Here is a 23,555-nt window from a genome sequence, read left to right as displayed (position 1 = left end):
TTCGCGAAAGGATTGCATCGCTTCCATGGATATTGCCCGCACACCCTCCACCGCGGACGGAAACCCGCAGCTCGCCGACGCCGCACCGGAACCCAAGGCGCCGCCGGAAATCCGGCGGCAGGACTACACGCCGTTTCCCTGGCTGGTGCCGACGACGCGCCTGGATTTCGAACTCGGACTGGAAAAGACCCGGGTGACCGCCACGCTCGAGATCGAGCGCAATCCGGATGCCGAGAATTCGCCCACCATCCGCCTCAACGGCGACGGGCTGACGCTGGTCTCGCTGAGCTGCGACGACGGGCCTTGCGAGGGCCACATGATGGACGGCGACGATCTGGTGGTGACGCTGGATGGAGACCGGCATCGGCTGACCATCGTCACCGAGATTGACCCTTCGGCCAATTCGCAGCTGAGCGGGCTCTACGCCTCGAACGGCATGCTGTGCACGCAATGCGAAGCGGAAGGTTTCCGGCGGATCACCTTCTTCCCGGATCGGCCCGACGTCCTGTCGGTCTACACCGTATCCATGCGCGGGCCGGCGGCGCAGTTTCCGATCCTGCTCAGCAACGGCAACGCCGTGCAAAACGGGGAGAGCGGAGACGGCATGCGCCATGCCGAGTGGCACGATCCCTGGCCCAAGCCGAGCTATCTGTTCGCTCTGGTCGCCGGCGATCTGGTGGCGCGCAAGGACCGTTTCACCACCATGGGCGGGCGCGAGGTCGAGCTTGCCGTCTGGGTGCGCGAAGGGGATCTGGAGCGGACGGAACATGCCATGGAAAGCCTCAAGCGGGCGATGACATGGGACGAGGAGACCTTCGGCCGCGAATACGATCTCGACGTCTACAACATCGTCGCGGTGTCCGATTTCAACATGGGGGCGATGGAGAACAAGGGGCTCAACGTCTTCAACACCAAATACGTCCTCGCCGACCCGGAAACCGCCACCGACGGCGATTTCGATGCGATCGAGGGGGTGATCGCACACGAATACTTCCACAACTGGTCGGGCAACCGCGTCACCTGCCGCGACTGGTTCCAGCTCAGCCTCAAGGAAGGCTTCACCGTCCTGCGCGACCAGCTGTTCAGCCAGGACATGCATTCCGCCCCCGTCAAGCGCATTGAGGATGTGCGCGTACTGCGCAGCGTCCAGTTCCCCGAGGACAGCGGACCGCTGGCGCATCCGATCCGACCCGATTCCTATCGGGAAATCTCGAATTTCTACACCAGCACGGTCTACAACAAGGGGGCCGAGGTCATCCGCATGATGCGTTCGATGGCGGGCGAAGAGCGGTTCCGCAAGGGCACCGACCTCTATTTCGACCGCCACGATGGCGAGGCAGCGACCTGCGAGGATTTCGTCGTCGCGATCGAGGAGGGGGCCGGGTTGGACCTGGAACAGTTCCGGCTGTGGTATTCGCAAGCCGGCACGCCGAAGCTGAAGGTCGCCTTGTCGCACAAAGGCGAAACAGCAACGCTGGCGCTGTCGCAGGAAGTGCCACCAACCCCGGGCCAGGCCGAGAAACAGCCCATGCCGATCCCGCTACGCATCGCCCTGTTCGACCGCGAAAACGGCGCGCATCGCGGCGAGGAATTGGTCGTTCTCGAGAAGGAGGCGGCAACGCTGAACTTCGACGGCTTCGTCGATCCGCCCGTCCTCTCGGTCAATCGCGGCTTCACCGCTCCGGTACGGATCGAGCGGGATGTGGCTCGGGCCGATCTCGCCTTCCTCGCCCGCAACGACGACGATCCCTTCGCTCGCTACGAGGCGATGCAGGACCTGGTCGTGGGCCATCTTCTCGAAGTCGCCGACGAATCGCTCGGCGAGAACGAGCGCAAGGCGGCGCGCGAGGACATCGGCGGAGCGATGAAGGCTATCCTCGAGGATGACGCGCTGGACGATCTGATGCGCGGCGAGCTCATGATGCTGCCGGGCGTCAGCTATCTGATGGATCAGGTGCTGCTCGCCGACCCCGGGCGGATTTCCGCCGAGCGCGAGGCGCTCAAGGCCGATCTCGGCGAAACGCTCGGGGAGGAACTGCGGGCGCTCCACTCTCGCGCGAGCGCGATCGGCTATTCGCAGGATCCACAGGCCAAGGGCGCGCGCAAGGTCAAGTCGATGGCTCTGACCTATCTCGCGGCCGCGAACCCGGCGCAGGCGTCCGAGCTGGCCGCGGCGCAATACGATGCCGCCGACAACATGACCGACCGCCAGGGCGCGCTGATGGTCCTCACCGGCCTGGACACCGCGGCGCGAACGGACAAGCTGCTCGATTTCTACGAACGGTTCCGGGGCAACCCGCTGGTGATCGACAAATGGTTCGCGCTGCAGGCCTCCTCGCTCCATCCGCAGGTCATCCGGCATGTCGAGGCATTGGCGAATCATCCCGATTTCACCCTGCGCAATCCCAACCGCGTGCGCTCGCTCTACATGGCCTTCACCGGGACACCGCAGGGCTTCCACGCCGCGAGCGGCGAGGGCTACCGGATGATCGCGGACCTCATTCTCGCGCTCGATCCGATCAATGCCCAGACCGCGGCGCGCTTCGTTCCCGCTCTCGGGCGTTGGCGGCGGATGGAGGAAGGGCGTGCCGCGCTGATGCGCGAGCAGCTCGAACGGATCGCCGCGGCTTCGAAGCTGTCGCGCGACACCTACGAACAGGTCACGCGCTCCCTTGGCTGACCTGCTGAGCTCGCAATCGCTGCCGGTGCCGCACGGCTTTTCCACGCGTGCCGGTGCTTCCGCGGCGGACGTCATCCCCGGGGCTGCCCTGGTGATCGCGAAGCAGGTGCATTCGGCACATGTGCTGCGCGTGGAAGAGCCCTGGCCCGAGGATCGCGCTCCGCAGGCCGATGCGCTGGTCACCGATCGTCCCGGTCTGGTGCTGGGCGTGGTTACGGCCGACTGTGCACCGGTGCTGCTGGCGGATGACGAGGCGCGCGTGGTCGGCGCCGCTCATGCCGGATGGCGCGGCGCGCATGGCGGGATCGTCGCGAACACGGTGGCGGCAATGGAGGAACTCGGCGCCCGGCCCGAGCGGATCGTCGCGGCCATCGGCCCCTGCATCGCCCGGGCGAGCTACGAGGTGGACGAAACCTTCCGCAAAAAATTCGGCGAGGGCGACGATCGCTTCTTCGTCGACGGGCGCGCGGGCCATTTCCAGTTCGACCTGGCCGGCTACGTCGCGGCTCGTCTGCGGGATGCCGGGGTCGGCCATGTCGATATGCTGGCGAGAGACACCTATGCCGAGGAGGAGAGCTTCTGCTCCTATCGCCGTGCCACCCATCGCGGCGAGCCCACCGGGGGGCGACAGATCAGCCTGATCGGCTTGCGGCAAAGCGCATAGACCTTGCCGAAAATGCCGGTTGGCAAGTTTCGGCCCAGAGGCTAGAGGCGCGATCCGAACCGGCTCGTGCGCGCAATGCAGGGGTTTTTCGTCGGAATTGCGCGCGGGATACCGGAAGGTGAATTATTGCAAGGGCTCCCGCCGTCCGGCATGGGGCCGGCACGCAAGGCGCAACAAGGCATAGGGGCCGATGGCAGAGACCGCTGCAACCGCTAATCCCGAAACTGTGGTCACGAGCGAGGACGGCATCCGCCGCCGCGACTTCATCAACATCGCCGCCGTTTCCGCTGCCGGAGTGGGCGGGGTGGCGGTGCTGTTGCCGCTGATCAGCCAGATGGCCCCGTCCAAGGACGTGCTCGCCGAGAGCACGACCGAGGTTGACGTCGGCGCGATCGAGCCGGGCCAGGCGATCAAGGCGGTGTTCCGCAAGCAGCCGCTGTTCGTGCGGCGGCTGACGCCGGCCGAGATCGCTGCGGCGGACGCGGTCGATCCCGGCAGTCTGCGCGATCCGCAGACCCTCGAGGAGCGGACCAAGGAAGGGCACACCGACATGCTCGTCACCATGGGTGTCTGCACCCATCTCGGCTGCGTCCCGCTGGGTGCCGCCGAGGGCGAGGTGAAGGGCGAGTTCGGCGGCTATTTCTGCCCCTGCCACGGCTCGCATTACGACACCGCGGCGCGCATCCGCAAAGGCCCGGCACCGACCAATCTCGAAGTGCCGGACTACGAGTTCACGAGCGACACCACGATCGTCGTCGGCTGAGGACTGGAAGAGACACGACCATGAGCTTTCCCTGGGCCAAGCAATACACGCCGGCGAACGGCCTGACCAAGTTTCTCGACGAGAAGCTGCCGCTGCCGCGCCTCGTCTACAATGCGGTGGGCGCGGGCTATCCGGTGCCGCGCAACCTGTCCTATTTCTGGAATTTCGGCGTGCTCGCCGGCTTCTTCCTGGTGCTCCAGATCGTCACCGGGGTGATCCTGGCGATGCATTACGCCGCCAATGCCGAAGTCGCCTTCGCGACGACCGAGCACATCATGCGCGACGTCAACTGGGGCTGGTTGATGCGCTATGCCCATGCCAACGGCGCCAGCTTCTTCTTCATCGTGGTCTACATCCACATCTTCCGCGGGCTGTTCTACAGCTCCTACAAGGCCCCGCGCGAGATGATCTGGCTCCTGGGCGTGGTCATCTTCCTGCTGATGATGGCGACCGCCTTCATGGGCTACGTCCTGCCCTGGGGGCAGATGAGCTTCTGGGGCGCCAAGGTGATCACCGGCTTGTTCGGCGCGATCCCGCTGGTCGGCGAGCCGATCCAGATCTGGCTGCTCGGCGGTTACGCGCCCGACAATGCCGCGCTGAACCGGTTCTTCTCCCTGCACTTCCTGCTGCCCTTCGTGATCGCCGGCGTGGTGATCCTGCACATCTGGGCGCTGCACATACCCGGGTCGAGCAACCCCACGGGTATCGAGGTGAAGAGCGAGAGCGACACGCTGCCCTTCCATCCCTATTATACCGCCAAGGACGGTTTCGGGCTGGGCGTCGCGCTGCTCTTTTTCTTGGCGATGGTATTCTTCCTGCCCAACGCGCTCGGCCACCCGGACAATTACATCGAGGCGAACCCGCTTTCGACCCCGGCGCACATCGTCCCCGAATGGTATTTCTGGCCGTTCTACGCGATCCTGCGGGCCTTCACCGGCGACCTCACGATTCCGTTCACCGCGATCGTCCTGATCCCCGCCAAGCTGCTCGGCGTCCTCGCCATGTTCTCGGCGATCCTGTGCTGGTTCTTCCTGCCCTGGCTCGACAAGTCGCCTGTGCGCAGCGGTCACTATCGGCCGCTGTTCCGCAAGTTCTTCTGGTTCGGTCTGCTTCCGGCGATGCTGGTTCTGTTCGTGTGCGGCGGGGCACCGGCCGAGGAACCCTATGTGATGGCGAGCCAACTGGCGACCGCCTATTACTTCCTGCATTTCCTGGTGATCCTTCCCCTGGTGAGCCTCGTCGAGCGGCCCGAGCCCCTGCCCTATTCGATCACCGAGGCTGTGCTCGGCTCGGACAAGAAGGCCGTGCTCGGCGAAAACACGGAGCCGGCGGTCTGAGCCGCGGTTGAGGAAGAGAGAAAAGAGAAGACGATGATCCGTATCCTCTCCGTGCTGATCGGTGGCGGCCTCGCCCTGACCGTGTTTTTCTGGTCCTTCGTGCCGGGCGTCATCGCCTGGGCGACCGAAGAGGCCGAGGGCCATTTGCCCTACGAGGAGCCGCGGAACTTCGCCTATTCCTTCGACGGGCCGCTCGGCACCTGGGACTACGGCCAGCTCCAGCGCGGCTACAAGGTCTACAAGGAAGTCTGCTCGGCCTGCCACAGCCTCAAGTTCGTCGCGATCCGCAACCTTGCCGAACTCGGCTATTCCGAAGCGCAGGTGAAGGCCGAGGCCGCGACCTGGCAGGTGCCGGGAATCGATCCCAACACGGGCGAGGCGACCACGCGTCCGGGCGAACCGACCGACTATTTCCCCTCGCCCTATCCCAATGCCGTGGCGGCCGCGGCGGCGAACAACAATGCCATTCCGCCCGATCTCTCGCTGATCACCAAGGCGCGGGCCGACGGGACCAATTACGTCGCTTCGCTGCTCACCGGATATCAGGAGCCTTCGGCGGAGCTGCTCGCGGAGCATCCCGAAGCGGCACCGGGGCCGGGGCTCTATCACAACCCCTATTTCCCCAATCTCAATCTCGCCATGGCGCCGCCGCTGACCGGAGCGGGCCAGGTGACTTTCGACGACGGGACCGAATCGAGCATCTTCAACATGTCGCGTGACGTGGCGGCCTTCCTCACCTGGACGGCCGAACCGACGCTGGTGAAGCGCAAGCAGACCGGTTGGGCGGTTCTGATCTTCGTCCTCTTCGCCACCGTGCTAGCCTATTTCTCGAAGCAGCAGATCTGGGCCGCGGCCAAGCCGAAGCGCCGGAAGGACTGAGCGGCATCGCCGCCGCGTCGTTGCCGCATCGTACGGCCGCCACGGCGGCGCAGCGGGTGCGGCCGTGACTGCCGACGAACTCAAGGCGCTGGTCCGCACGGTTCCGGATTTTCCCGTACGCGGGGTCCAGTTCCGCGACATCACCACGCTGATTGCACATGGCGAGGGCCTCGCGGCGAGCGTCGACCATCTGGCGAACCCCGCCCGGGAGGCCGGGGCGGAGGCGATCGCGGGCATGGAGGCGCGCGGCTTCATCTTCGGTGCCGCGGTCGCGATCGAATTGGGCGTCGGCTTCGTCCCGGTCCGCAAGCCGGGCAAGCTTCCGGTCGAGACCATCGGTATCGACTACACGCTCGAATACGGCAGCGACCGCCTGGAGATGGACCCGAATGCGGTGACCGAAGGACAGCGCGTGGTCCTGGTCGACGACCTGATCGCCACCGGCGGCACAGCTTGCGCCGCCGCCGAGCTGCTGCGCCGGGCCGGCGCGGTGGTCGACCACGCCGTCTTCGTCATCGATCTTCCCGAACTCGGCGGGGCAGCCGCGCTGCGCGACCGCGGGGTCGCGGTGCACGCCCTGATGGAATTCGAGGGTGCGTGACGGGAAAGAACGCTCTAGCCCTGCATTGTAGCTAGAGAATACGCGGGGTCGACACGCGAAGCCGGTTCGCCGCAGGGGGCCATGGAAGAACAAGCAATCGTCATCGCCTTCGTCGGCATACTGGGCATCGGTTCGCAATGGATCGCCTGGCGCACCGGCTGGCCCGCCATCGTCCTGATGCTCGCTGCCGGCTTCCTCGCCGGGCCGGTCTTCGGACTGATCGACCCCGAACACGCCTTCGGCGACCTGCTCGAACCCATGGTTGCGATCGGCGTCGCGCTGATCCTGTTCGAAGGCGGGCTGAGCCTCGATTTCCGCGAGTTGCGGCATTCCGGCGATGCGGTCTGGCGGCTGGCGACGATCGGCGTTTTGCTCGGCTGGTTCTTCGGGGCGCTCGCCGCGCACGAGATCGCCGGCCTGGTCCTGCCCGTGGCTGTGCTGTTCGGCGGCATTCTGGTGGTCACCGGCCCGACGGTGGTGATCCCGCTGCTGCGCCAGTCCTCGGTCAAGCAGAGGCCAGCCTCGATCCTCAAATGGGAAGCGATCGTCAACGATCCGACCGGCGCGCTGTGCGCCGTGCTCGCCTACGAATATTTCCGCAAGGTTGCCGAAAGCCCGGGGGCGACGGTGACCGAGGTCCTAGTGCCGATGCTGTTCGCGGTCGCGCTCGCCGGGCTGCTGGGCTTCCTTGCCGCGCTGGCGATCGCCTGGGCCTTCCCGCGCGGCGCGGTGCCCGAATATCTCAAGGTCCCGGTGCTGCTGACCACGGTGATAGGGGTCTTCGTGCTGTCCAACATGATCGAGCACGAGGCCGGGTTGCTGGCGGTCACGGTGATGGGCGTCGCGCTGGCGAACATGAATGTGTCGAGCCTGCGATCGATCCATCCGTTCAAGGAGAACATCGCCATCCTGCTGGTCGCGGGCATCTTCATCGTGCTTTCGGCCTCGCTCAAATGGTCGGACCTCGCCTATCTCAACTGGCGCTTCGGCCTGTTCCTGCTGGCGCTGCTTTTCCTGGTGAGGCCTCTCACGATCCTCATCAGCCTGCTCGGCAGCAGCGTGCCATGGAACGAGCGGCTGTTCCTCGCCTGGATCGCACCGCGCGGCATCGTCCTGGTGGCGATTTCCGGCCTCTTCGCGCTGCGGCTCTCCGAACTGGGTTTCGACGACGGCAACGTGCTCATCGGGCTGAGTTTCGCGGTGGTGGTGGCCACCATCGTTGCCCACGGCTTCACGATCGACATCGTTGCCCGGCTGCTCAAGGTGAAGGGCAGCACCCAGCCCGGGCTGCTGATCGTCGGCAGCAATCCCTGGACGATTTCGCTGGCCGAGCAGATGCACGATCTCAAGACCCCGGTGCTGCTGGTCGATTCGAGCTGGCAGCGGCTGGCCGCGGCGAGGCAGAAGGGCATCCCCTTCTATCACGGCGAAATCCTCAACGAGGCGACCGAACACAATCTCGACCTGGGGCCCTATCAGGTCCTCGTCGCCGCGACCGAGAACGAGGCTTACAATACGCTGGTGTGCAACGAATTCGCGCACGAGATCGGCCGCGATTCGGTCTACCAGCTCGGCGAGGCGGGCCACGAGGAGGACCGCCACGCTTTGCCCGAGGCGCTCCGCGGACGGGCGCTGTTCGAATCGGGCTGGGGCGTGACCGAAGTTGCGGATCGTCAGGCCCAGGGCTGGGTCTTCCGCAAGACCAAGCTCTCCGAAGAATTCAATTTCGAGGCGATGCAGGAAAAGCTACCCGATTCGGCCCATACGCTGCTGATCCTGCGGCAGGGCGGCCAGATGCGCTTCTTCACCCACGCCGCCCGGCCCGAGCCGCGCGCCGGCGACACGATCATCAGCTTCTCCCCGCCGCAGACCCGCACGGCGGGAGACAAGGCGGCGAAGCGTGCGGCCAAGAAATCGGGGCCGGAGCCGCAACCGGCATGAGGAACGAGAGGATGAGAGCGAATTCGCGAAACCGAGCAGTCCTGACCGCGCTGGCGGCGACCACCCTGACCATCGGCCTTGCCGCTTGCGACCGTGGCGAGCAGCCCCCGGAGCCGAAGGTGGAACCCGACGAGCCGCCGACCTCGATCATCCGCGAGGGTTTCGAAGAACCGGTGAACGAAGTCATTCCTCTCTCGCCGCTCGACATGCGCATTCCCTTCGCCGACGGGGAGAGCGAATTGAGCGAGACCGCGGTCGCCGATCTCGAGACCCTGCTCAAATCGCCGCAGATGGCTGCCGGCGGTCCGGTGATCCTGCGCGCGCATTCGGATTCGGGCGGTAGCGACGAGGTGAACATGCGCGTCAGCCGCGAACGCGGCGAACTGGTCCGTGACTGGCTGCTCGGAAACGGAGTCGCGGAGGAGCGAATCCAATTGATCGTCTTCGGGGAACAGAACCCGATCGAGCCGAATGCCATGCCCGACGGCACGCCGAACGAGGCCGGCCGCGCGCTCAACCGCCGCGTGGACATTCACGTCGGCGTCGAGGAACCGCGCGAGCCGAGCATGGCCGAGGAATTCGACGAGAGTGCGGGCGAGGAGGACGAGGCGGAAGCCGCCACTCAGCAGAACGGAACGACGCGGCAAGACAGTTGACGCTGCGCGGCCAACGGTGGCAATGGCGGCAGGCTTCAAGCGACCGACTATCCCGGGCGCGTGCGGGTATAGCATAGTGGTAATGCTCCAGCCTTCCAAGCTGGCTAGAGGGGTTCGATTCCCCTTACCCGCTCCAGCCGCTTGTCCTCAGTCAACGAAACTGCGCCGCGGGTGCAATAAGGTTGCGCCGCGAAGCCACTAATCTTCTGATTTCATTGACACTAAATTGGGGCTCTCAATTCGAAGGAGCTCTACATGCCGACTAAGAAGACTTCAGCCCCGCAGACGCTCGAAAAATCCAGCGAGCAGTCCTTCCCTTATCTGATGAACGGTGGATCCGTCCCCGTCCAGGTCCACGCGGTCTACAGAGTGCCGGACATCCATCCGAGGACGGACGGCCCTTGGAAGAACGAGGTCGACAAGATCGCCTGGGTAGATCCTGCCACTGGATACCAGTGCATCTGCAGGAGGCAGGCTTCTAAAGGCTTTCTCGAGGGCTTCGTAGGCATCGATCCTTCGCATCCCCTTTTCGGAAGGCATGAGGCATCACTCCTCGGCTATGGCATCGCCGTCCATGAGGGGCTGACCTATTCGGCCATCTGCCAGATCAATCAGCCGGAGGCCCTTTCGGTCTGCCACGTAACGCATATGGGCCTTGCTCAAGGCCGGCGCCGTGACGGTCCGCAGTCCGGTCGCAGTCTCGTTCTTCATGAGCAGGCCTGGTGGTTCGGCTTCAGCTGCAATGGGGAAGGCGATGTCATTCCCCTCGACAAGCCCATCCAGCGTCAGGACTTCATGCCCGGCGTGAATTTCGTGAATTACAAGAACGAGGACTTCGTGCGCCGGGAATGCACGAGACTGGCCGCGCAGCTCAGGGCGATCGAAGATGGGCGCGATCCGCGCGAAGTCGATCCCGGGGGGCCGCGTCGGGCATTCGGCACCAGCAGGAGCGAAGGCTAATGCCGCGGGCGATCGACCCCGACCTGCCGTGGGGCTATTGGCTGAGGCTCGAGACGGGCGGCCGGGAGCCCCGGTACGTGGACGACTTCACCGGTTCGGAGTATCTCAGCATTCGGGCTGCCTTCTGGACCGGGCGCATGGGGATGCCATCCTATAAGGGCGAGCCGCCACAACAGATCCTCGAGGTGCTTCACGCCATCCTCGCAGCCACCCTGCGTAGGGTCTACCGGGAAGCAGAGCTCGCGAATGATCTTTTCGAAGGCAATCGGATCGCATCACAGATGTTCCTCATGTGGCTTCATGCCTGCGGACTGATCGTTTCGGAAAGTGAAACCGATGTCCGGTTCTCGCTGACCGCAGAGGGACATTCCGTTCTCCTCATGCTGATCGCAACCCGCCCGGACTCGGTGAAGGCCAATCGTCCCAACCTCGCTACCGCCAAGGAACTCGCGGGCTTTGGCCGGTCCTCGGATCGCGAGGAACGCTTCGCTGAAATCGAGGGAGCGGTTTCCCAATGGGACGCGGCCTTTCTGCGCCGCAAGGAGGCAGGTAAACCAGCAGTCGTGCTCGCCGTACGCATGGATGATCCGATGCCCGTGCTGCAGACCGTCTGGGCGCTTCGGTTCGATTCGGTCGAACACCGTGACCAAGTCTACGACTGGATCTGCACCCGTTTCGACAAATGGCAGGCGTGGTCCGAACTCATCAAGACAAATTCATCCCGTGAACTGACCCACGAACTCCTTACGTGCTTGGCTGGCGAACTCTGTCGGGACGCGGAAGCGGAAGGAAATGCAGCCAACCGACAGGCGTTGCCCGCAAGCTGAGGAGACGAGGAACAAACCGGATACTCTCGGCTTCGATCCAAGGCATCGAACGCCGAGAGGTTCTCGTTCGTGAGACTTTGGATCGAGTGGCACGAGACACTATCTGCAGCCCATGACCGACTACTAGCTTATACCGCAGGTGGACCTATTCCGGCTTTTGGAAACCGCCAGTCCGATTAAGGAACTTCTTTGATGCCTCCCGCAGACCGCATGAGAGGGGATATGCGTCGCTCGGGCGGTTGTCCTAGGTCATGCCGCATGCCTTCGCGTCGACCGAGCGCGTGATCGCCGACATTGTGAGATAAGGTGTCCAGCGCTTTCTCAAACCGCGAATTTCACCGTTCCCATACGAGTTCAGTAGCAAACTAAGTCGCTGCCGCCGTCGTTTAAAGGCGCGACGCTGAAATCATGACGCAATTTCGATGAGCAGTCATTGCTGGCAGAGTGCACTTCCGCGACCCCGCCCAAGAAACAATCGATATCTATGAGTTCGTCCGAAGGTGGTTAGAAAAAATCAGGCTTTTCATTACCAAAGATCGATAAACTATAAAAATCAAGTGTAAATTGTCCGTTGTATTACAATAGCTTAGGATGAAAATAAGGTGAAAAATAACGCTCTATGCCTAGCACTGACCATCGCATTTTTCGTAATACTGAACGTAGGATCTCATCTTCGAGCCCAATCCGCCGATGGCGGGGCTATGACAAATTCTACGGAAGAGGTGTATTCGCGAAACTCCATGGACGTATCGCCTACGACAACGTCAGTTCCCACACACGATACTTTAATTCTGGTCCTGCCTTTGGCACTTGGCGGCCTAATTCTAGGCATAGCTGGGGCTTCCATAATCGCGTGGGGTGATCGAAAGACCAACCGCATCGCAGCGGCACTGTGCTTCAGTAGCGCAATTGGACTGTCGGCTGCGTTGGCGATCCTGTTCGCTAACGGCTAGAAGTCCCTAACCCACTGGTTTGGACAAATTGGTCTTCGAGAATTCTTACCGGGTCGTATCCCCTATCTGTACGCCGTCCCCGTCAATCCTAATGGATTGCTCCCACGTCGGCTGACCGATAATGAAAATCGAGCGGTCCGCAGTGAAGCCTGGTCCTTCAGAACCGACGTGACGGCGTTTCTGGCAGTTGCATTCTTCTAATCCATTCGCTTCCGCGTCAGCATATGTCCGAAGCAAGCTTGATGGCGAAAAAAGGATCGTGATTAGCGCACTTACAGGGACTAGAACACTTGTAAATATGGTGATGGTTAGTATCACATCTTGCGGACCACCATAAATACCAGAAAGCAAGGACATTATTAACCCGATCGCGGTGTATATAGAGAGCATGATAGTGAGCGCGATCTTTTGACGCTTTGAAGGAGAATTCATCTTCGATGTCCCATCCGTTTAAATATTAACGGTTACGATGAACAGGTTAAGGCGAAGTTTCGATTTTCCTGAGAAGGATCGACCCTGATGACGAGACATTCCAAGATACAAAACAAGGGAAGACCCAGAAGACGATCGCGAGCGTGCTCGCCATTACAGCCGCAATAACGCACCCTGATGGGAGGGACGTCATTCAACGTGGTGGAGTCCACTTCATCATATAAATGCGTTCAAAACATTCCGTGGACCAGGGTGCTTCGCGAACCCCTGCGCGTCAAAGTGCGCTTCCTCATCGGTAAATAAGCGTAGGCTTCGAACATCCGATATTAGGGAAAAACATTCGCATGGAGGTGGCGGAGGGCCATTGCGTGTGCGAAAGACACACATCTCGATTTCGCAGAGGATAGTTCGACCGGCGGCAGGTCCGAGGAGTTCTCCTGGTTGGTCGCATCGGCCTTATCATAGCTTATTGCCGCCTTTTCGACGAAGACTGGCTCGGCTACGTCTCGTCGCAGATCGCCATCGATGAGCGCATTCGCCGCCGGCAACCATCACATCCGAATGCACCTTCTCCTCACATCGGTAACCGATTAGCTCGGCCGCGACGACACGTCCGATCCTATTCATAACGACGGCACCACGCGCTCCGTAATTCCCATGCTGCATGCCACGCTGCGGAATATCCATAGCCGAGATCGATCCGGTCGAACGGGGGCCCGCTAAGTGCGGTCATCAACTGATGGGCCAACGGACCGTCCTAGAGGATGCGCGTGCGACGCTCGGCGAAAAAAGCGACGACCGCTGCCTCAGTCAGTTTGGGAATCGCATCGGGCCGCGCGTCGACGAACCCGTCGTCGCTAAGCGAGGTGAGGAACTGCGGAATTGGATCCGTCGCAAGTGGAACGACCCGCTCCGCGGTCTGCGTCATGACTCTCGCGCGTGACAGCACCAAAACGGTCGCCAGCAAGTATGTCTTGAACGAGGGCATTCTGCTGGCTTTCCGATGGGTAAGTTCAGGGCATCGCGCTGATCTTGCGGATCATCCAGCTGCCATTGGTCGCCTTCTGCAATTCGAACCAGAGCACCGCCGCCTCGCTTGAATTCGCCGAGACGTAGGACGCTGGGAATTTCACCGCGTTGGCCGCCGGCTTCGACCAATACGAGATGCGCGTCGTGTTGAGACAGGTCGCCTTGTCGTGATACTTCATGTCAAACATCGGGGTCTTGATCCACCGATGATGCGTGATCGGCATAACGTAGAACCGGTTCACACTGTTCCAAGCTTCCCCGCTCTGCGCACAGGTACCGATCGTCACCAGCTGTCGGATCAGCGGGATGGCTTCCGCGCGGTCCGCGTTGATCGCCGGAGCCTCAAGCGGCTCGGCGAGCAGCGTAACTGTAAATCTTTGTCTGGAATGGCCGTTCCGCGTTTTCGCCAGAAAAGCGCCATTCCGGCAAGTTCATTGCACTGCTGATATCCGGCAGGTAGGCGTTTTTCCTGCAACTGTTTGGCTAACGAACGGTTCTGACACCTAATCCGCTACCACGTTTTTCCGCGCCGTTGCGGGTGTCACAACCCCGTGCCAAAGAAATCGGGTGCAAATCGGCTACGCCCGCGTGTTCCGAGGGGACTCCGAGGACCTGGAACCCCAGCTCTGCGCGCTGACCGACGCGGGCTGTTCGATCATCTATCAGGAAGAGGCATCAGGCGCGAAAACTGACCGTCCCGAGCTGGCGCTAGCGATCAGGGCGTTGAAGCCCGGCGATGTGCTGGCCGTGTGGAAGCTGGATTAGCTTCCCCGCTCGCTCAGCGACCTCTTGTTCACATTGAAGGCGATCGCGGCGGCCGAGGCCGGGTTCCGGTCGCTGACCGAGGCGGTCAATACGGCCACGCCAGCAGGGCAGTTGATGACGCAGACCCCTGGCGCGTTCGCCGAGTTCGAGCGCGCGATGATCCGCGAGCGGACCATGAATGGATTGGCGCACGCTCGGAAGGCGGGTAAGCATATCGGCCACAAGCGCGCGCTGACACCCCTACAGCGGTCCGAAATCATCGAGCGCGTCGAGAACGGGCAATGCTACCGCGCCCAGCTCGCCTCGCTGTTCCGAGTGTCGCGATCGACCGTGCAGCGGGTGCATCGCGAGCATCGCGCGAAGGAGCATAGGTATGAGATCGGTCTTCAGTCGTGGAGCCGTTGTTTTGGCGAGCATAGTGCTAACGGCTTGCTCATCGAGCGAACCGGTTTCCGGTACCGATAAAAGCGGATGGACGGTCTACGCTCCAGATTCTCCGCAAGAGAACACGCCGACATCCGAGCCTTACGAACCCGGAATGCAGTGGATGCTCGACAGGACGGCTTACGCCGAAGACCCCGATCGCCCTTGCCTCATGCGACAGGTTCCTCGCCCCTCCTGGGTGGAAGACCCCCAAGTCGGGACCAGACTCCGGGAAGTTAGATCGGACAGTTATTGGCTTGGCCAATGGGCGCGCGAAAATCTGGGCGACAGGCTCGCCTACGCCATTGTGACCTATGATCGGCAGCCGGTGAGAGGCGAGCCGCCGCCATCAACTCCCCCGCCCCTAATCTATGAGATCGCCGTAACCGGCGAAGGCAGGATCAATCCGCCCCCCTTGCGTGATCGTGCTAAGGGAGTGTCGGTTAAAGTCGTTTACGGCGTGCCAGTCACCGATGCCGAGTTCATGCGCAGACGCGATATAGGCCGCCCCATCGCGCAGAAGCTTGTCGACATGGTCAGCGAAGGAGGGTCGCCTGAGAACGGATGGGCGGTCCGGCTGAGCGTGTTCAGCGAGAATGGGCAGCCGGACTCCGAAGCGCTGGCGCAGTGCGACGCGCTGCGCCGCGCCTATCGCTTGCCGGTATTGATGGAGTTTTCAGCCGGGCGGGCCTCCCCATTGTGACCGATACCCTCACCATCGCCGGCCGATCCGAACGTATGAGCCGGGTTCGCGCCAGCGACACAAAACCCGAGATGATCGTGCGGCGCATGGTGCTTGGCATGGGCTATCGCTATTGCCTGCATGATCGCCACCTTCGCGAAAGCCCGAACCTCGTGTTCCGCAGCCGTCGACATGTCATTTCCGTGAACAGCTCGCCGACGCAGTGCCGGTTCGACTAGCGGAGGTTATTGCAAAGAACGTGGCGGGGCATTTGACTGCCGCAAACCGACGAGGCAATCCGTTAAGCTTCCGGTCGCCGAACTTCGCGCGATGCTTAACAAGATTACAGGACAAGCAGAAGCCGCGCAACATTCCGCACCAAGCCCTCGTGCGCTCGATAAGAAAGTCTGCAGCGTCATCGAGGAGCGGGTTCCTTCCTCAATTCTTTCGATCCTATCCGGCAACCTTCCGCCATGTTCGATCCGTGCAATCCCAAGGTCGTCAGCCGTTTCGCGTCACTGGTCCCGGTGGCACAACAGCGCCACTCGCTGGCGGAGATCCCCGGCTCTTACGGATCGGATATCTACGCCGTCTACTATATTGGCTCCCTTCCCCGCCTATGCGCCACTTCGTGGCAGCGTCCCGCCGATCTACGTGGGTCAAGCCGCGCGGACGGAGAACAATGCTCGCACGCCCTTGGAGGAAGGACCGCGGCTCCGCGCACGACTCTCCTCCACAGAGAGAGCATAGCGAAGGCAATCGAAACGTTGAACCTAGTCGAGTTCGAGCAGACCCATCGCTAGTCAGCAAGGGTCTTATCGGGGCTGTCGGTACCCGATGAATATGTTCGCTTCCATAAACGGGAACGTACAGCGGTGTCTCCTCAAGAAGAGGGCGCCTCACCTCGATTTCCCGATCAGGCTCTTCGCATCATAAGTCTTTGAACGGCGATTGCGAAATCGGCGAACGCATCCTGCGAAACCCTATAGAGGACGTCACGACCGTCCTTCTCGTTCGCTACCAAGCCACACGCTCGCAGTGGCGTCAGATGATAGCTGATTAGGTTACGAGGCAGCCCCATCAGTTCGGAGAGGGCAGTCGGGCCCAAGCCCGTAGGAGAGGAATCGACAAGTTGCCGAAAGATTTCCAGCCGCACGTCGCTTCCCAACGCTGCGAAGCACATTGCGATCTTATCATCGTCCATATGGCAGCCATATTTGACGTTTCAAGGGCAAACAAGGACGCATTTTAGAAAAAAGCGTCAAAATATCTTGACGTATTGGTTGTCATGTATATGTTCTGTTCCGCAGGCGAAAGCGCCTGTGTTCCAAAGGAGCTGCACATGACGGTAATCAATTGCGACCACGCCTCGACCTTCAGCACCAGCATCGCCGCATCGGTCGGGACCGATGACCTTTCCCCTGAGATCATGTGGTCCGCTCTGGATCCCTTGGGAGAGGACGCCGCTTCGGATACCGTTTTCGAAACCACCGATCGCTCTCTGGTGCGTTTGGCAATCGCGGCGTCGGATGCAGGCGCACGCTTCGAGAGGGAGGGCTTGGAGTTCGATCCTGCCGCGTGGCTCATGACTCCTCGAACCCTCTTCAACGGCCGGGCGGCCATAGAAGCATGCATGGAACGGGAGGGTTTTCGGCGAAATCTTCTTCTCCATGGGTTGCAGCTCGGCCTCGATGCAGATCCGACCACCCTCGACGCGCTACTTAGTGAAAATGACGAAGAAACCGCAGCGACCGTGGTTCACGATGGCGGCAACGAAACGGATCGCGAAGTCGATGCCAACGCCCCTGGAGAACCGGATCCGCAGTTGCGAACCTGCTGGCTCGATCTGGAACGTGACGGAGTACGTGTCTTCACATTCTGGGCTTTGGTCTCCGACCGCCCGGACGACATCGTCGAGCGCGTGATCGGGCGGTTCAGGAAGGAAGCCGCAGTCAATGCGGATTTCCGTGTCGGTTTCGATCACTCGACGCCGCTCGGCGTCGCGATGATCTCCGACGCTCTCGCAGACACGCTGGCTGTCGCCGCCTGCGATCCACGTTCGCCGCTCGCGGAGGGTCTCGACATGCTCATTGAGCAGCGGTTCAAAGCGTAATGTCGGAGATGATCTCGGTGACGGTGGATGCGGAAGACGTCGCGCGGTCCTTGGACCTGCACGACGACTTTCGCGTCCTTCGTCGTATGCGCGAGATCGAGAGACCAGCCGACCCGCGTAACAGAGATATCGGACGGGTCGGTATCGCCATCGACGTGGAGACTACAGGTCTCGATCCCGATAAACACGAGGTGATAGAGCTTGCAGTCCAGCGGTTTCGCATCGACGATGCAGGATCCATTATCGAAACGGGACAGCCGCGGAGCTGGTTTGAGCAACCATCGATACCCATTCCGGTAGAAGTCGAACGGATCACCGGACTGACCGATGCCGATGTAGCCGGGCGTACGATCGGCGATGGCGAAGCGACTTCGATGATCCGAGATGCCGATTTCGTCGTGGCGCACAATGCTTCTTTCGATCGACCATTCGTCGAAGCTCGATTGCCCCTGACGGCTGGTCAGCCGTGGATCTGCACCTTGGCAGATGTAGATTGGAAAGGTCTCGGATACCAAGACCGAACCCTCTCCGGTCTGCTGGCACGAATGGGATGCTTCTACGACGCGCATAGAGCACAAACAGATGTTTCAGCGCTACTCCACTTACTCGACCACGCACCTATTGATGGAGGCAAAACCGTTTGCGGCATGGCACTTGAAAGAGCGCAGACCCCTAAGGCTGTCATCGAAGCAATTGGGGCGCCTTTTTCCAAGCGAACGTATTTGCGTGAGCGCGGCTATCGATGGAACCCGACCCTGCGAATGTGGTCCATTGAGGTCGACGAGATTAACATTGGCCAAGAGCGCGATTGGCTATTGCAGCATGTTTATCGAGGTCAGGGCGAGCCGCAGATCAGAAAGATAGCGTGGGAAACTCGATTCTCCCGCAGATAAGACGAAGTAGCGTTCCCATCCGCTGAACCTACGACCTTGGTCAGTTTCATTAGGTCAGCTATGCGCCCCATATCGGACGTCCTACCCACCTTTTTGAGTTGCCAAAAGCAGCCGAAATGAGGGGTGCCGATCGATTGCAGCCAAAATTCATCGTAAGTTGAATAGTCAACTAATTTGATAGCTGCTCACGCAGCAATTGCGAGGCGATCCCGAAGCCTGTGTTCGAGAGTCGAAAGCGTCGCGCACCCCCGGCAGCTTGTGAATCCACTTCAAAAAGCGGTGAATATTCTTGATTGAAAAAGCGGCTGACATTGTCTTTGTGCTTTGCAGGCATTTTGGGGAAATCAGCAGCGATAAGATTCGCGATCTCGGTAGTGGTGAAGGAAGTGCGATCTTCTGTGAAATCCCATCTCTTCAGCAACGTCAGCAGTATCGCCTCTTCAAGGCCAAGGGCACCTACTTCCCGCAGATCATCTACTTTTTGCGCCTCACGTGTACTCTTCAATTTGCCATCCTCAGCAATAGCCCCAACTGAATCATAAAAGTCAGGTATCGCGCGATGATTGGGAAGCTTAGTTACTCCAGAAAGCTGTGCTATTTTTGAGAGTCCCATCCGCTCCTGCTGCAGGTCGCGCCTACAAAATCTCTCGAAACTGACGATGTCACCCGGACGCATTCGAGCTTTCATTCGCTCAAACCTTTCTGCCGGCGTTGCTTCGATGAAAATGGTTTGAAGTTCCCTTCCCAAAACCTTCATCTCGTCTTCCAGATGGACCACCTCGTCGGGTGCTCTAAAACCCGAAACAACGATAGAGCTCCGGACGTACTGACGGATAAACTCAACCACCTTTTCTGCAGCTATAAGCGGCTTTTGAGCCAGGGCACTCTCTGCAAAATCACCAATCTCAATCTCAGCCTCATACCCATGCCTGAGATGGTAACTGAGATGCATGAAATCGCTGGCTTCGAGATGAAGGAAGCCTAGATGTTGGGCCAGATACTGGCTTGCAGTCGTCTTGCCTGCACACGTGGGACCACAAAACAGTATGGTCTGCGGACGGGTCTCTAGTGGGAGAGACATTTGCTCGGCGGACTTGGCGATTTCTCCCTTTGACGCAAGAAATTGGAAGAGTTTGGCGAACGCTTTTCGCCGAAAGTCATACTTGTCCGCCTGATCGATCGGCAGTGCTCCTAGAGGGCAATCAGAGCCTGTCGGGACAAACCATTTGTTGAATGTTTGATTATCAAGCCATGGAAATACCAAGTTCGTATCGAAGTCTTGCTCGGAGTTGACGATGTGACCGGACTGCGTTCCGGTGAAAGTGAGAAATGGCTCGTTCACACCCCAAAGGCGTTTCTTGTTCTCAGGCACATGGAGCAGAATGTCGGATCGGACTTCGACAGCGCGGCCCCGTCCTCTTGAATTAAGTTCAGCGTCGACAGCTGCAAAGCCTGTTTCGCGCATCCAGTACTTAATGTCCACACCAGGCACCTCGGTTGCCTCGGTGCTTAGCGCATGAATTTTGACTGACGTGTCTTCCAGTATGAATGGGTTGTTTTCAGGTGAAAGCTTGGCCTTTGCAAACTGACCTTTCGCGCTCTCATAAGACGCTTCAAAGATTTCATCGCGAGATGTCAGGCGAGGCTCATGGTAGCCAGCATGGTAAGTTCTCTCTCGAAAACCCACGATTGAAATTGGATACTGTTCGGCAATGTAGCGAGCATGAGCTAGCTTGACGTGGTTTCCGGTAAAAAATGTGAGCTTTCTGATCAATTGTATTTTACCCGTCGGCCCCCAGTTGAAGGCGATAGAGGCACGACGATACAATCGAGCTCCGCTTGTCGATCGCAAATTTTACGCAAGGCATCTTTTGATCCCATGGCGAAGATTGCCGGGCCGAGACTTGATAAACCAGAGCAATCAGCTCCCAGTTGCCTCACATCCTCCCTAAGCTGCGATAAGGGCTCACCATACTGGCCAATCTCGGCTGATTTCCAATGCGTGGTCTGCATACGCTCAACTCCTTCGCAGAAGCGATTGTAATCGGCATCGAGCGCGCTGGCATAGATATCAAACAGTGCGATGTAGGCGGCCCGGTGGCTTTCAGGCTCTGGAATAGGGGTTGTCTGAGCGAAGAAAGCGATCTCTTCACCTTGAGATTTGAATGGGATACTCTTTGGCAGGCAAGCCACCATATTCCAATTCGGCATGATCAGTCGCGGTAAGGTTCTTGGCACTCGCGAAGCTAGGGCGCGCGATGAGGGCAGATATCTCGCGTCATGACGAGCAACACCTAAATCCATGAAAAGACCGCCGTCAAAGTATGTTTGAATACCGATCCCTGACGTTCCGCCTCTCCCAGACAATTTGACCAGATCATCTCTAGATAGATCGTCATTGTTGATAAGCGAAAGAGCTTCGATCGCTGCTAGTCGCAACGCTGTCCCTGACCCTAAACCAATGTGAGTCGGCAACTCCCCGGAAAACTGGATTGCGGCAGCCACTGTCCAGTTGCGAAGCTTCGCAGCTTCGGTCAGCTTCGTCCGCACAAGTTCAAGTTCCGCCCCTGAGAAGGCTCCTCGTCGGTTATCTGCAAGCGACAATCGTTCAGAAGCTTCGGCCCGCACCGTCGCTCCTAATCCAGCGACGCCAAAACCAATTCCTCCATTCATGCGCCGAGCAGTCGCATGCATAGATATTAGGCCGAGGTGCAGCCTTCCATCGACCTCAATCGAAACCTCAGACTTTGATGGGGGCCGCATCCCACACATCCTGAAAGTGCTCCGCATATTTGCGCGCAAATGGAGTTGAAGCGGCGACATGGACAGCTGGTGCGTACTTACTCTTTTCGCGAGCAAAGATCGGGCCAGCAATAAGGTGCTCATCGACCAGAACGAAACTATGAGCTGCCTCGCCTTCAAACCGACCTAACTGCACCCGATCGGCATACTTTTTCTTCAACTCATTGAATTTTGGCATCAGGTCCGTAATTCTATTTTGAGTGCTTTTCGACATAAATTCATCGGTAGGTATTAGGAATCGGATAGCCAGCCTCTTGTGCCTATCTAAAGCTTCAACAAGGACCTTGTTTTCACTTTCTAAATCTAAAAAATCCTCCACAAATCGGGTGCAACTCGCACCCATCACATCGACCCTTTCCCTACAATTCTTTACTATTTCGCGATAGTACTCTTTATCGTGGCGGTTCTCTAAAAGATCGATCACACCCAAGCGGTCAAAATGGTCTACCCGCTGTAGGGGGGCAAGGACACTGAGAAACGTGACCAAATAAACTATGATACCGCTCGCAACACCTCCCAATAGACCAAGTAATTTGACGTTGCTGCTATCGACAACATACAGCAGATACCCTAGCAAACACAACGCAAGTGTTAGCAGTCCTACGAACCACACCCAGCGAGGGACCTCATCCTTTATCTCAGTGAATTTACTCACTTCGGCCGCCCAACAAAAAGGAGTTCCTGCTTGCGCGTCTTGCTGAGAGCATGGTGATGATCCAACGTATGAATAGAGACATTCTCGAATGATGCTGAGAATTTAGCTCGTAGTTCATCGAAGCTGGGGTAGGCGTCCTCCACATATGACAGGACAACCAAAGATTGGCTGTGTAAGTCAATCAGTTCAAATAATTTTTCCCTGAAAAGTTCTTTGCTCGACCATTCCTTCGACCAAGCTGGTTCTGCGATCATACGGATAGGCGACACACTGTCGATCCTATCGTGCCAGCATTGATAGTCCGCTAAGCCCTCCAGAAAATGATACTTCTTCCAATAACCATCGCGATTTCGGGATGAATTTTCACTGATGTAAGGGGGGTCGATGTAAACAAGGTCAAAGTAATCGTCGATCTTTGAAGCGTCGAACCCAGCAGAGATTTCGATATTACCTCGCAAGCTCGACGAGCATTTCAGACGCGAAAGTTCATCGAATGCACCCATCATGTGCACCGAGAACTCAGTTTTCCAAGTTTTTGCGTTCCCGAACGATCGCTTCACGTCGGAGTTAGTTCGCAGCGCGAAATTGGCTCTATGAAAGAGGTTAAAGGGCCGCTTCTTGAGACACGCCTGATATAGCAGGTAGCGCAACACCGCTATTTCGTACGAATGTTTGCGGGCTCCGATTGCATCTGCAAATCCATCGAGCCATCGATTTTCTTCATCGCTGTAGAAAATACCCGCGAAGGTTTCTGAGATGAAACCTTCCCGCGGAACAATTCCGTCAAGTAGGTCTTGCAGTTCGTATCGACTTGGAAGCTCTCCGCTTGAGAGCAGCGCGTGGGCAACGTCGTGGTTGAATTTAAAGCCATCGTGATAGCGAACGGATTTACCCATCATGCGCAGCAGCATGGACACGGATCCGGTCCCTCCAAATACGTCGAGGGCCGTTTCAAACTTCAAGGGGGCGATGTGCTGATAAATCCAAGGCAACAGATTTCTCTTGCTGCCGTAGTAGCGTGTCCGAGGAACGCGCTTGAGCGCGTCGCTCACGGGCTCGATCGAGATTAATAACGGCTTCTCCGGTTTGCGAGATGCCGGGCCACAAACTGCCATTGGTCGAGACGAATTTTCTGACAAGACTCTAGCTATCGATAACGCAATGTTGGTTGGCTGCTTAGACCAAGAGTTTCACCATAAGTCGAACTCGAACTTGAGGTCGTGCATCTATCATAGCTGGCCACTTGCGTCGGAAACGCATCGGCATTTCTTGCGATGCATGCATCTAGATCGAATATTGCTCGACATTCTCCAGCGCAGCTTCCGGTCCCACGGAGAACTGAATGAAAGCGGCATATTCATAGCCTAGCTGTTGCTTCAACTGGGTAAGTTTTGCCAAGTCCCCGTCCGGGCCAAGAGGATTGGTCGATTTCTTCGCCTCGATGACGATGAGATTTTGCTCATCATGCCCTGGTTGATGAGCGATAATGTCAGGAAACAC

23 protein-coding genes, 1 tRNA gene and 1 pseudogene are annotated in these 23,555 nt (G+C 59.2%); 17 read left to right on the top strand and 8 right to left on the bottom strand.

Annotated elements, in window-relative coordinates; translation table 11 throughout:
- Nucleotides 1–25: 25 nt before the first annotated feature.
- From pepN to ACGHN1_RS00075, 11 genes are all read left to right on the top strand, one after another.
- Nucleotides 26–2,680: an aminopeptidase N gene (gene pepN, locus ACGHN1_RS00125; RefSeq protein ID WP_390547248.1), complete on the top strand. Its 2,655-nt coding sequence runs from the start codon at nt 26–28 to the stop codon at nt 2,678–2,680.
- Nucleotides 2,673–3,344: a peptidoglycan editing factor PgeF gene (pgeF, locus tag ACGHN1_RS00120; protein ID WP_390547246.1), complete on the top strand. Its 672-nt coding sequence runs from the start codon at nt 2,673–2,675 to the stop codon at nt 3,342–3,344. The genes pepN and pgeF overlap by 8 nt, the downstream gene beginning before the upstream one ends.
- A 190-nt stretch (nt 3,345–3,534) precedes the next feature.
- Nucleotides 3,535–4,107, top strand: a complete 573-nt coding sequence (petA, locus tag ACGHN1_RS00115) for a ubiquinol-cytochrome c reductase iron-sulfur subunit (RefSeq protein ID WP_390547245.1) — start codon at nt 3,535–3,537, stop codon at nt 4,105–4,107.
- Nucleotides 4,108–4,127: 20 nt separating this feature from the next.
- Nucleotides 4,128–5,444, top strand: a complete 1,317-nt coding sequence (locus tag ACGHN1_RS00110) for a cytochrome bc complex cytochrome b subunit (RefSeq protein WP_390547243.1) — start codon at nt 4,128–4,130, stop codon at nt 5,442–5,444.
- Between the two features lie 33 nt (nt 5,445–5,477).
- On the top strand, nt 5,478–6,323 hold the full coding sequence (locus tag ACGHN1_RS00105) for a cytochrome c1 (protein ID WP_390547241.1): 846 nt from the start codon (nt 5,478–5,480) through the stop codon (nt 6,321–6,323).
- 64 nt (nt 6,324–6,387) lie between these two features.
- A complete protein-coding gene (locus ACGHN1_RS00100) occupies nt 6,388–6,924 on the top strand; it encodes an adenine phosphoribosyltransferase (RefSeq protein ID WP_390547239.1) in 537 nt (178 codons plus the stop codon).
- A gap of 81 nt (nt 6,925–7,005) precedes the next feature.
- Complete coding sequence (locus tag ACGHN1_RS00095; RefSeq protein ID WP_390547238.1) at nt 7,006–8,865, top strand: cation:proton antiporter; 1,860 nt, start codon at nt 7,006–7,008, stop codon at nt 8,863–8,865.
- An 11-nt stretch (nt 8,866–8,876) separates the two neighbouring features.
- Nucleotides 8,877–9,521, top strand: coding sequence for an OmpA family protein (locus tag ACGHN1_RS00090; protein WP_390547236.1), 645 nt, complete (start codon nt 8,877–8,879; stop codon nt 9,519–9,521).
- A gap of 62 nt (nt 9,522–9,583) precedes the next feature.
- A tRNA-Gly gene (locus ACGHN1_RS00085) sits at nt 9,584–9,657 on the top strand.
- 119 nt (nt 9,658–9,776) lie between these two features.
- Nucleotides 9,777–10,481, top strand: a complete 705-nt coding sequence (locus ACGHN1_RS00080; RefSeq protein ID WP_390547234.1) for a hypothetical protein — start codon at nt 9,777–9,779, stop codon at nt 10,479–10,481.
- A 77-nt stretch (nt 10,482–10,558) separates the two neighbouring features.
- Entirely contained in the window at nt 10,559–11,308 is a 750-nt protein-coding gene (locus tag ACGHN1_RS00075; RefSeq protein ID WP_390547232.1) for a hypothetical protein, read from the top strand.
- 2,142 nt (nt 11,309–13,450) lie between these two features.
- On the opposite strand, the gene ACGHN1_RS00070 is transcribed toward ACGHN1_RS00075, so the two are convergent.
- Nucleotides 13,451–13,621 (bottom strand): hypothetical protein, encoded by a 171-nt coding sequence (locus tag ACGHN1_RS00070; protein WP_390547230.1) that lies wholly within the window; start codon nt 13,619–13,621, stop codon nt 13,451–13,453.
- Between the two features lie 85 nt (nt 13,622–13,706).
- Nucleotides 13,707–13,910, bottom strand: coding sequence for a hypothetical protein (locus tag ACGHN1_RS00065; protein ID WP_390547229.1), 204 nt, complete (start codon nt 13,908–13,910; stop codon nt 13,707–13,709).
- A 379-nt stretch (nt 13,911–14,289) separates the two neighbouring features.
- Between ACGHN1_RS00065 and ACGHN1_RS00060 the strand changes: the two are divergent.
- The 4 genes and pseudogenes from ACGHN1_RS00060 to ACGHN1_RS00045 all read left to right on the top strand — a co-directional run.
- A pseudogene (locus tag ACGHN1_RS00060) lies at nt 14,290–14,688 on the top strand (recombinase family protein); the annotation flags it as partial.
- A complete protein-coding gene (locus ACGHN1_RS00055; RefSeq protein WP_390549695.1) occupies nt 14,662–14,952 on the top strand; it encodes a helix-turn-helix domain-containing protein in 291 nt (96 codons plus the stop codon). The pseudogene ACGHN1_RS00060 and the gene ACGHN1_RS00055, both read left to right, overlap by 27 nt.
- Nucleotides 14,953–15,025: 73 nt before the next feature.
- A complete protein-coding gene (locus tag ACGHN1_RS00050; protein WP_390547228.1) occupies nt 15,026–15,613 on the top strand; it encodes a hypothetical protein in 588 nt (195 codons plus the stop codon).
- On the top strand, nt 15,610–15,831 hold the full coding sequence (locus ACGHN1_RS00045) for a hypothetical protein (RefSeq protein WP_390547226.1): 222 nt from the start codon (nt 15,610–15,612) through the stop codon (nt 15,829–15,831). The genes ACGHN1_RS00050 and ACGHN1_RS00045 overlap by 4 nt, the downstream gene beginning before the upstream one ends.
- 677 nt (nt 15,832–16,508) lie before the next feature.
- Here ACGHN1_RS00045 and ACGHN1_RS00040 read toward each other — a convergent pair.
- Nucleotides 16,509–16,775, bottom strand: coding sequence for an ArsR/SmtB family transcription factor (locus ACGHN1_RS00040; protein WP_390549693.1), 267 nt, complete (start codon nt 16,773–16,775; stop codon nt 16,509–16,511).
- A 159-nt stretch (nt 16,776–16,934) separates the two neighbouring features.
- On the opposite strand from ACGHN1_RS00040, the gene ACGHN1_RS00035 reads away from it, so the two are divergent.
- Together ACGHN1_RS00035 and ACGHN1_RS00030 are read left to right on the top strand one after the other, a co-directional pair.
- The gene (locus tag ACGHN1_RS00035; protein WP_390547224.1) at nt 16,935–17,705 is read left to right on the top strand and encodes a hypothetical protein; all 771 of its coding nucleotides are present in this window, start codon (nt 16,935–16,937) and stop codon (nt 17,703–17,705) included.
- Nucleotides 17,705–18,598 carry a 3'-5' exonuclease gene (locus ACGHN1_RS00030; RefSeq protein ID WP_390547222.1) on the top strand — a complete coding sequence of 298 codons (894 nt, stop codon included), beginning with the start codon at nt 17,705–17,707 and terminating at the stop codon, nt 18,596–18,598. The genes ACGHN1_RS00035 and ACGHN1_RS00030 overlap by 1 nt, the downstream gene beginning before the upstream one ends.
- A 169-nt stretch (nt 18,599–18,767) precedes the next feature.
- Here the strand turns inward: ACGHN1_RS00030 and ACGHN1_RS00025 are convergent, their stop codons facing one another.
- From ACGHN1_RS00025 to ACGHN1_RS00005, 5 genes are all read right to left on the bottom strand, one after another.
- Nucleotides 18,768–20,372, bottom strand: coding sequence for a non-canonical purine NTP pyrophosphatase (locus ACGHN1_RS00025; RefSeq protein WP_390547220.1), 1,605 nt, complete (start codon nt 20,370–20,372; stop codon nt 18,768–18,770).
- Nucleotides 20,369–21,361, bottom strand: a complete 993-nt coding sequence (locus ACGHN1_RS00020; protein ID WP_390547218.1) for a beta-ribofuranosylaminobenzene 5'-phosphate synthase family protein — start codon at nt 21,359–21,361, stop codon at nt 20,369–20,371. The genes ACGHN1_RS00025 and ACGHN1_RS00020 overlap by 4 nt, the downstream gene beginning before the upstream one ends.
- Nucleotides 21,339–22,055, bottom strand: a complete 717-nt coding sequence (locus ACGHN1_RS00015; protein WP_390547216.1) for a hypothetical protein — start codon at nt 22,053–22,055, stop codon at nt 21,339–21,341. Before ACGHN1_RS00015 ends, ACGHN1_RS00020 begins: the two co-directional genes overlap by 23 nt.
- Complete coding sequence (locus ACGHN1_RS00010) at nt 22,052–23,107, bottom strand: DNA adenine methylase (RefSeq protein ID WP_390547215.1); 1,056 nt, start codon at nt 23,105–23,107, stop codon at nt 22,052–22,054. Before ACGHN1_RS00010 ends, ACGHN1_RS00015 begins: the two co-directional genes overlap by 4 nt.
- A gap of 232 nt (nt 23,108–23,339) precedes the next feature.
- On the bottom strand, nt 23,340–23,555 hold a 216-nt coding region (locus ACGHN1_RS00005; RefSeq protein WP_390547212.1), incomplete at its 5' end, for a hypothetical protein.

The sequence above is a fragment of the Qipengyuania sp. MTN3-11 genome (assembly GCF_042851825.1).
Lineage (GTDB): Bacteria > Pseudomonadota > Alphaproteobacteria > Sphingomonadales > Sphingomonadaceae > Qipengyuania.
This window is presented reverse-complemented; position numbering and strand designations above follow the sequence as displayed.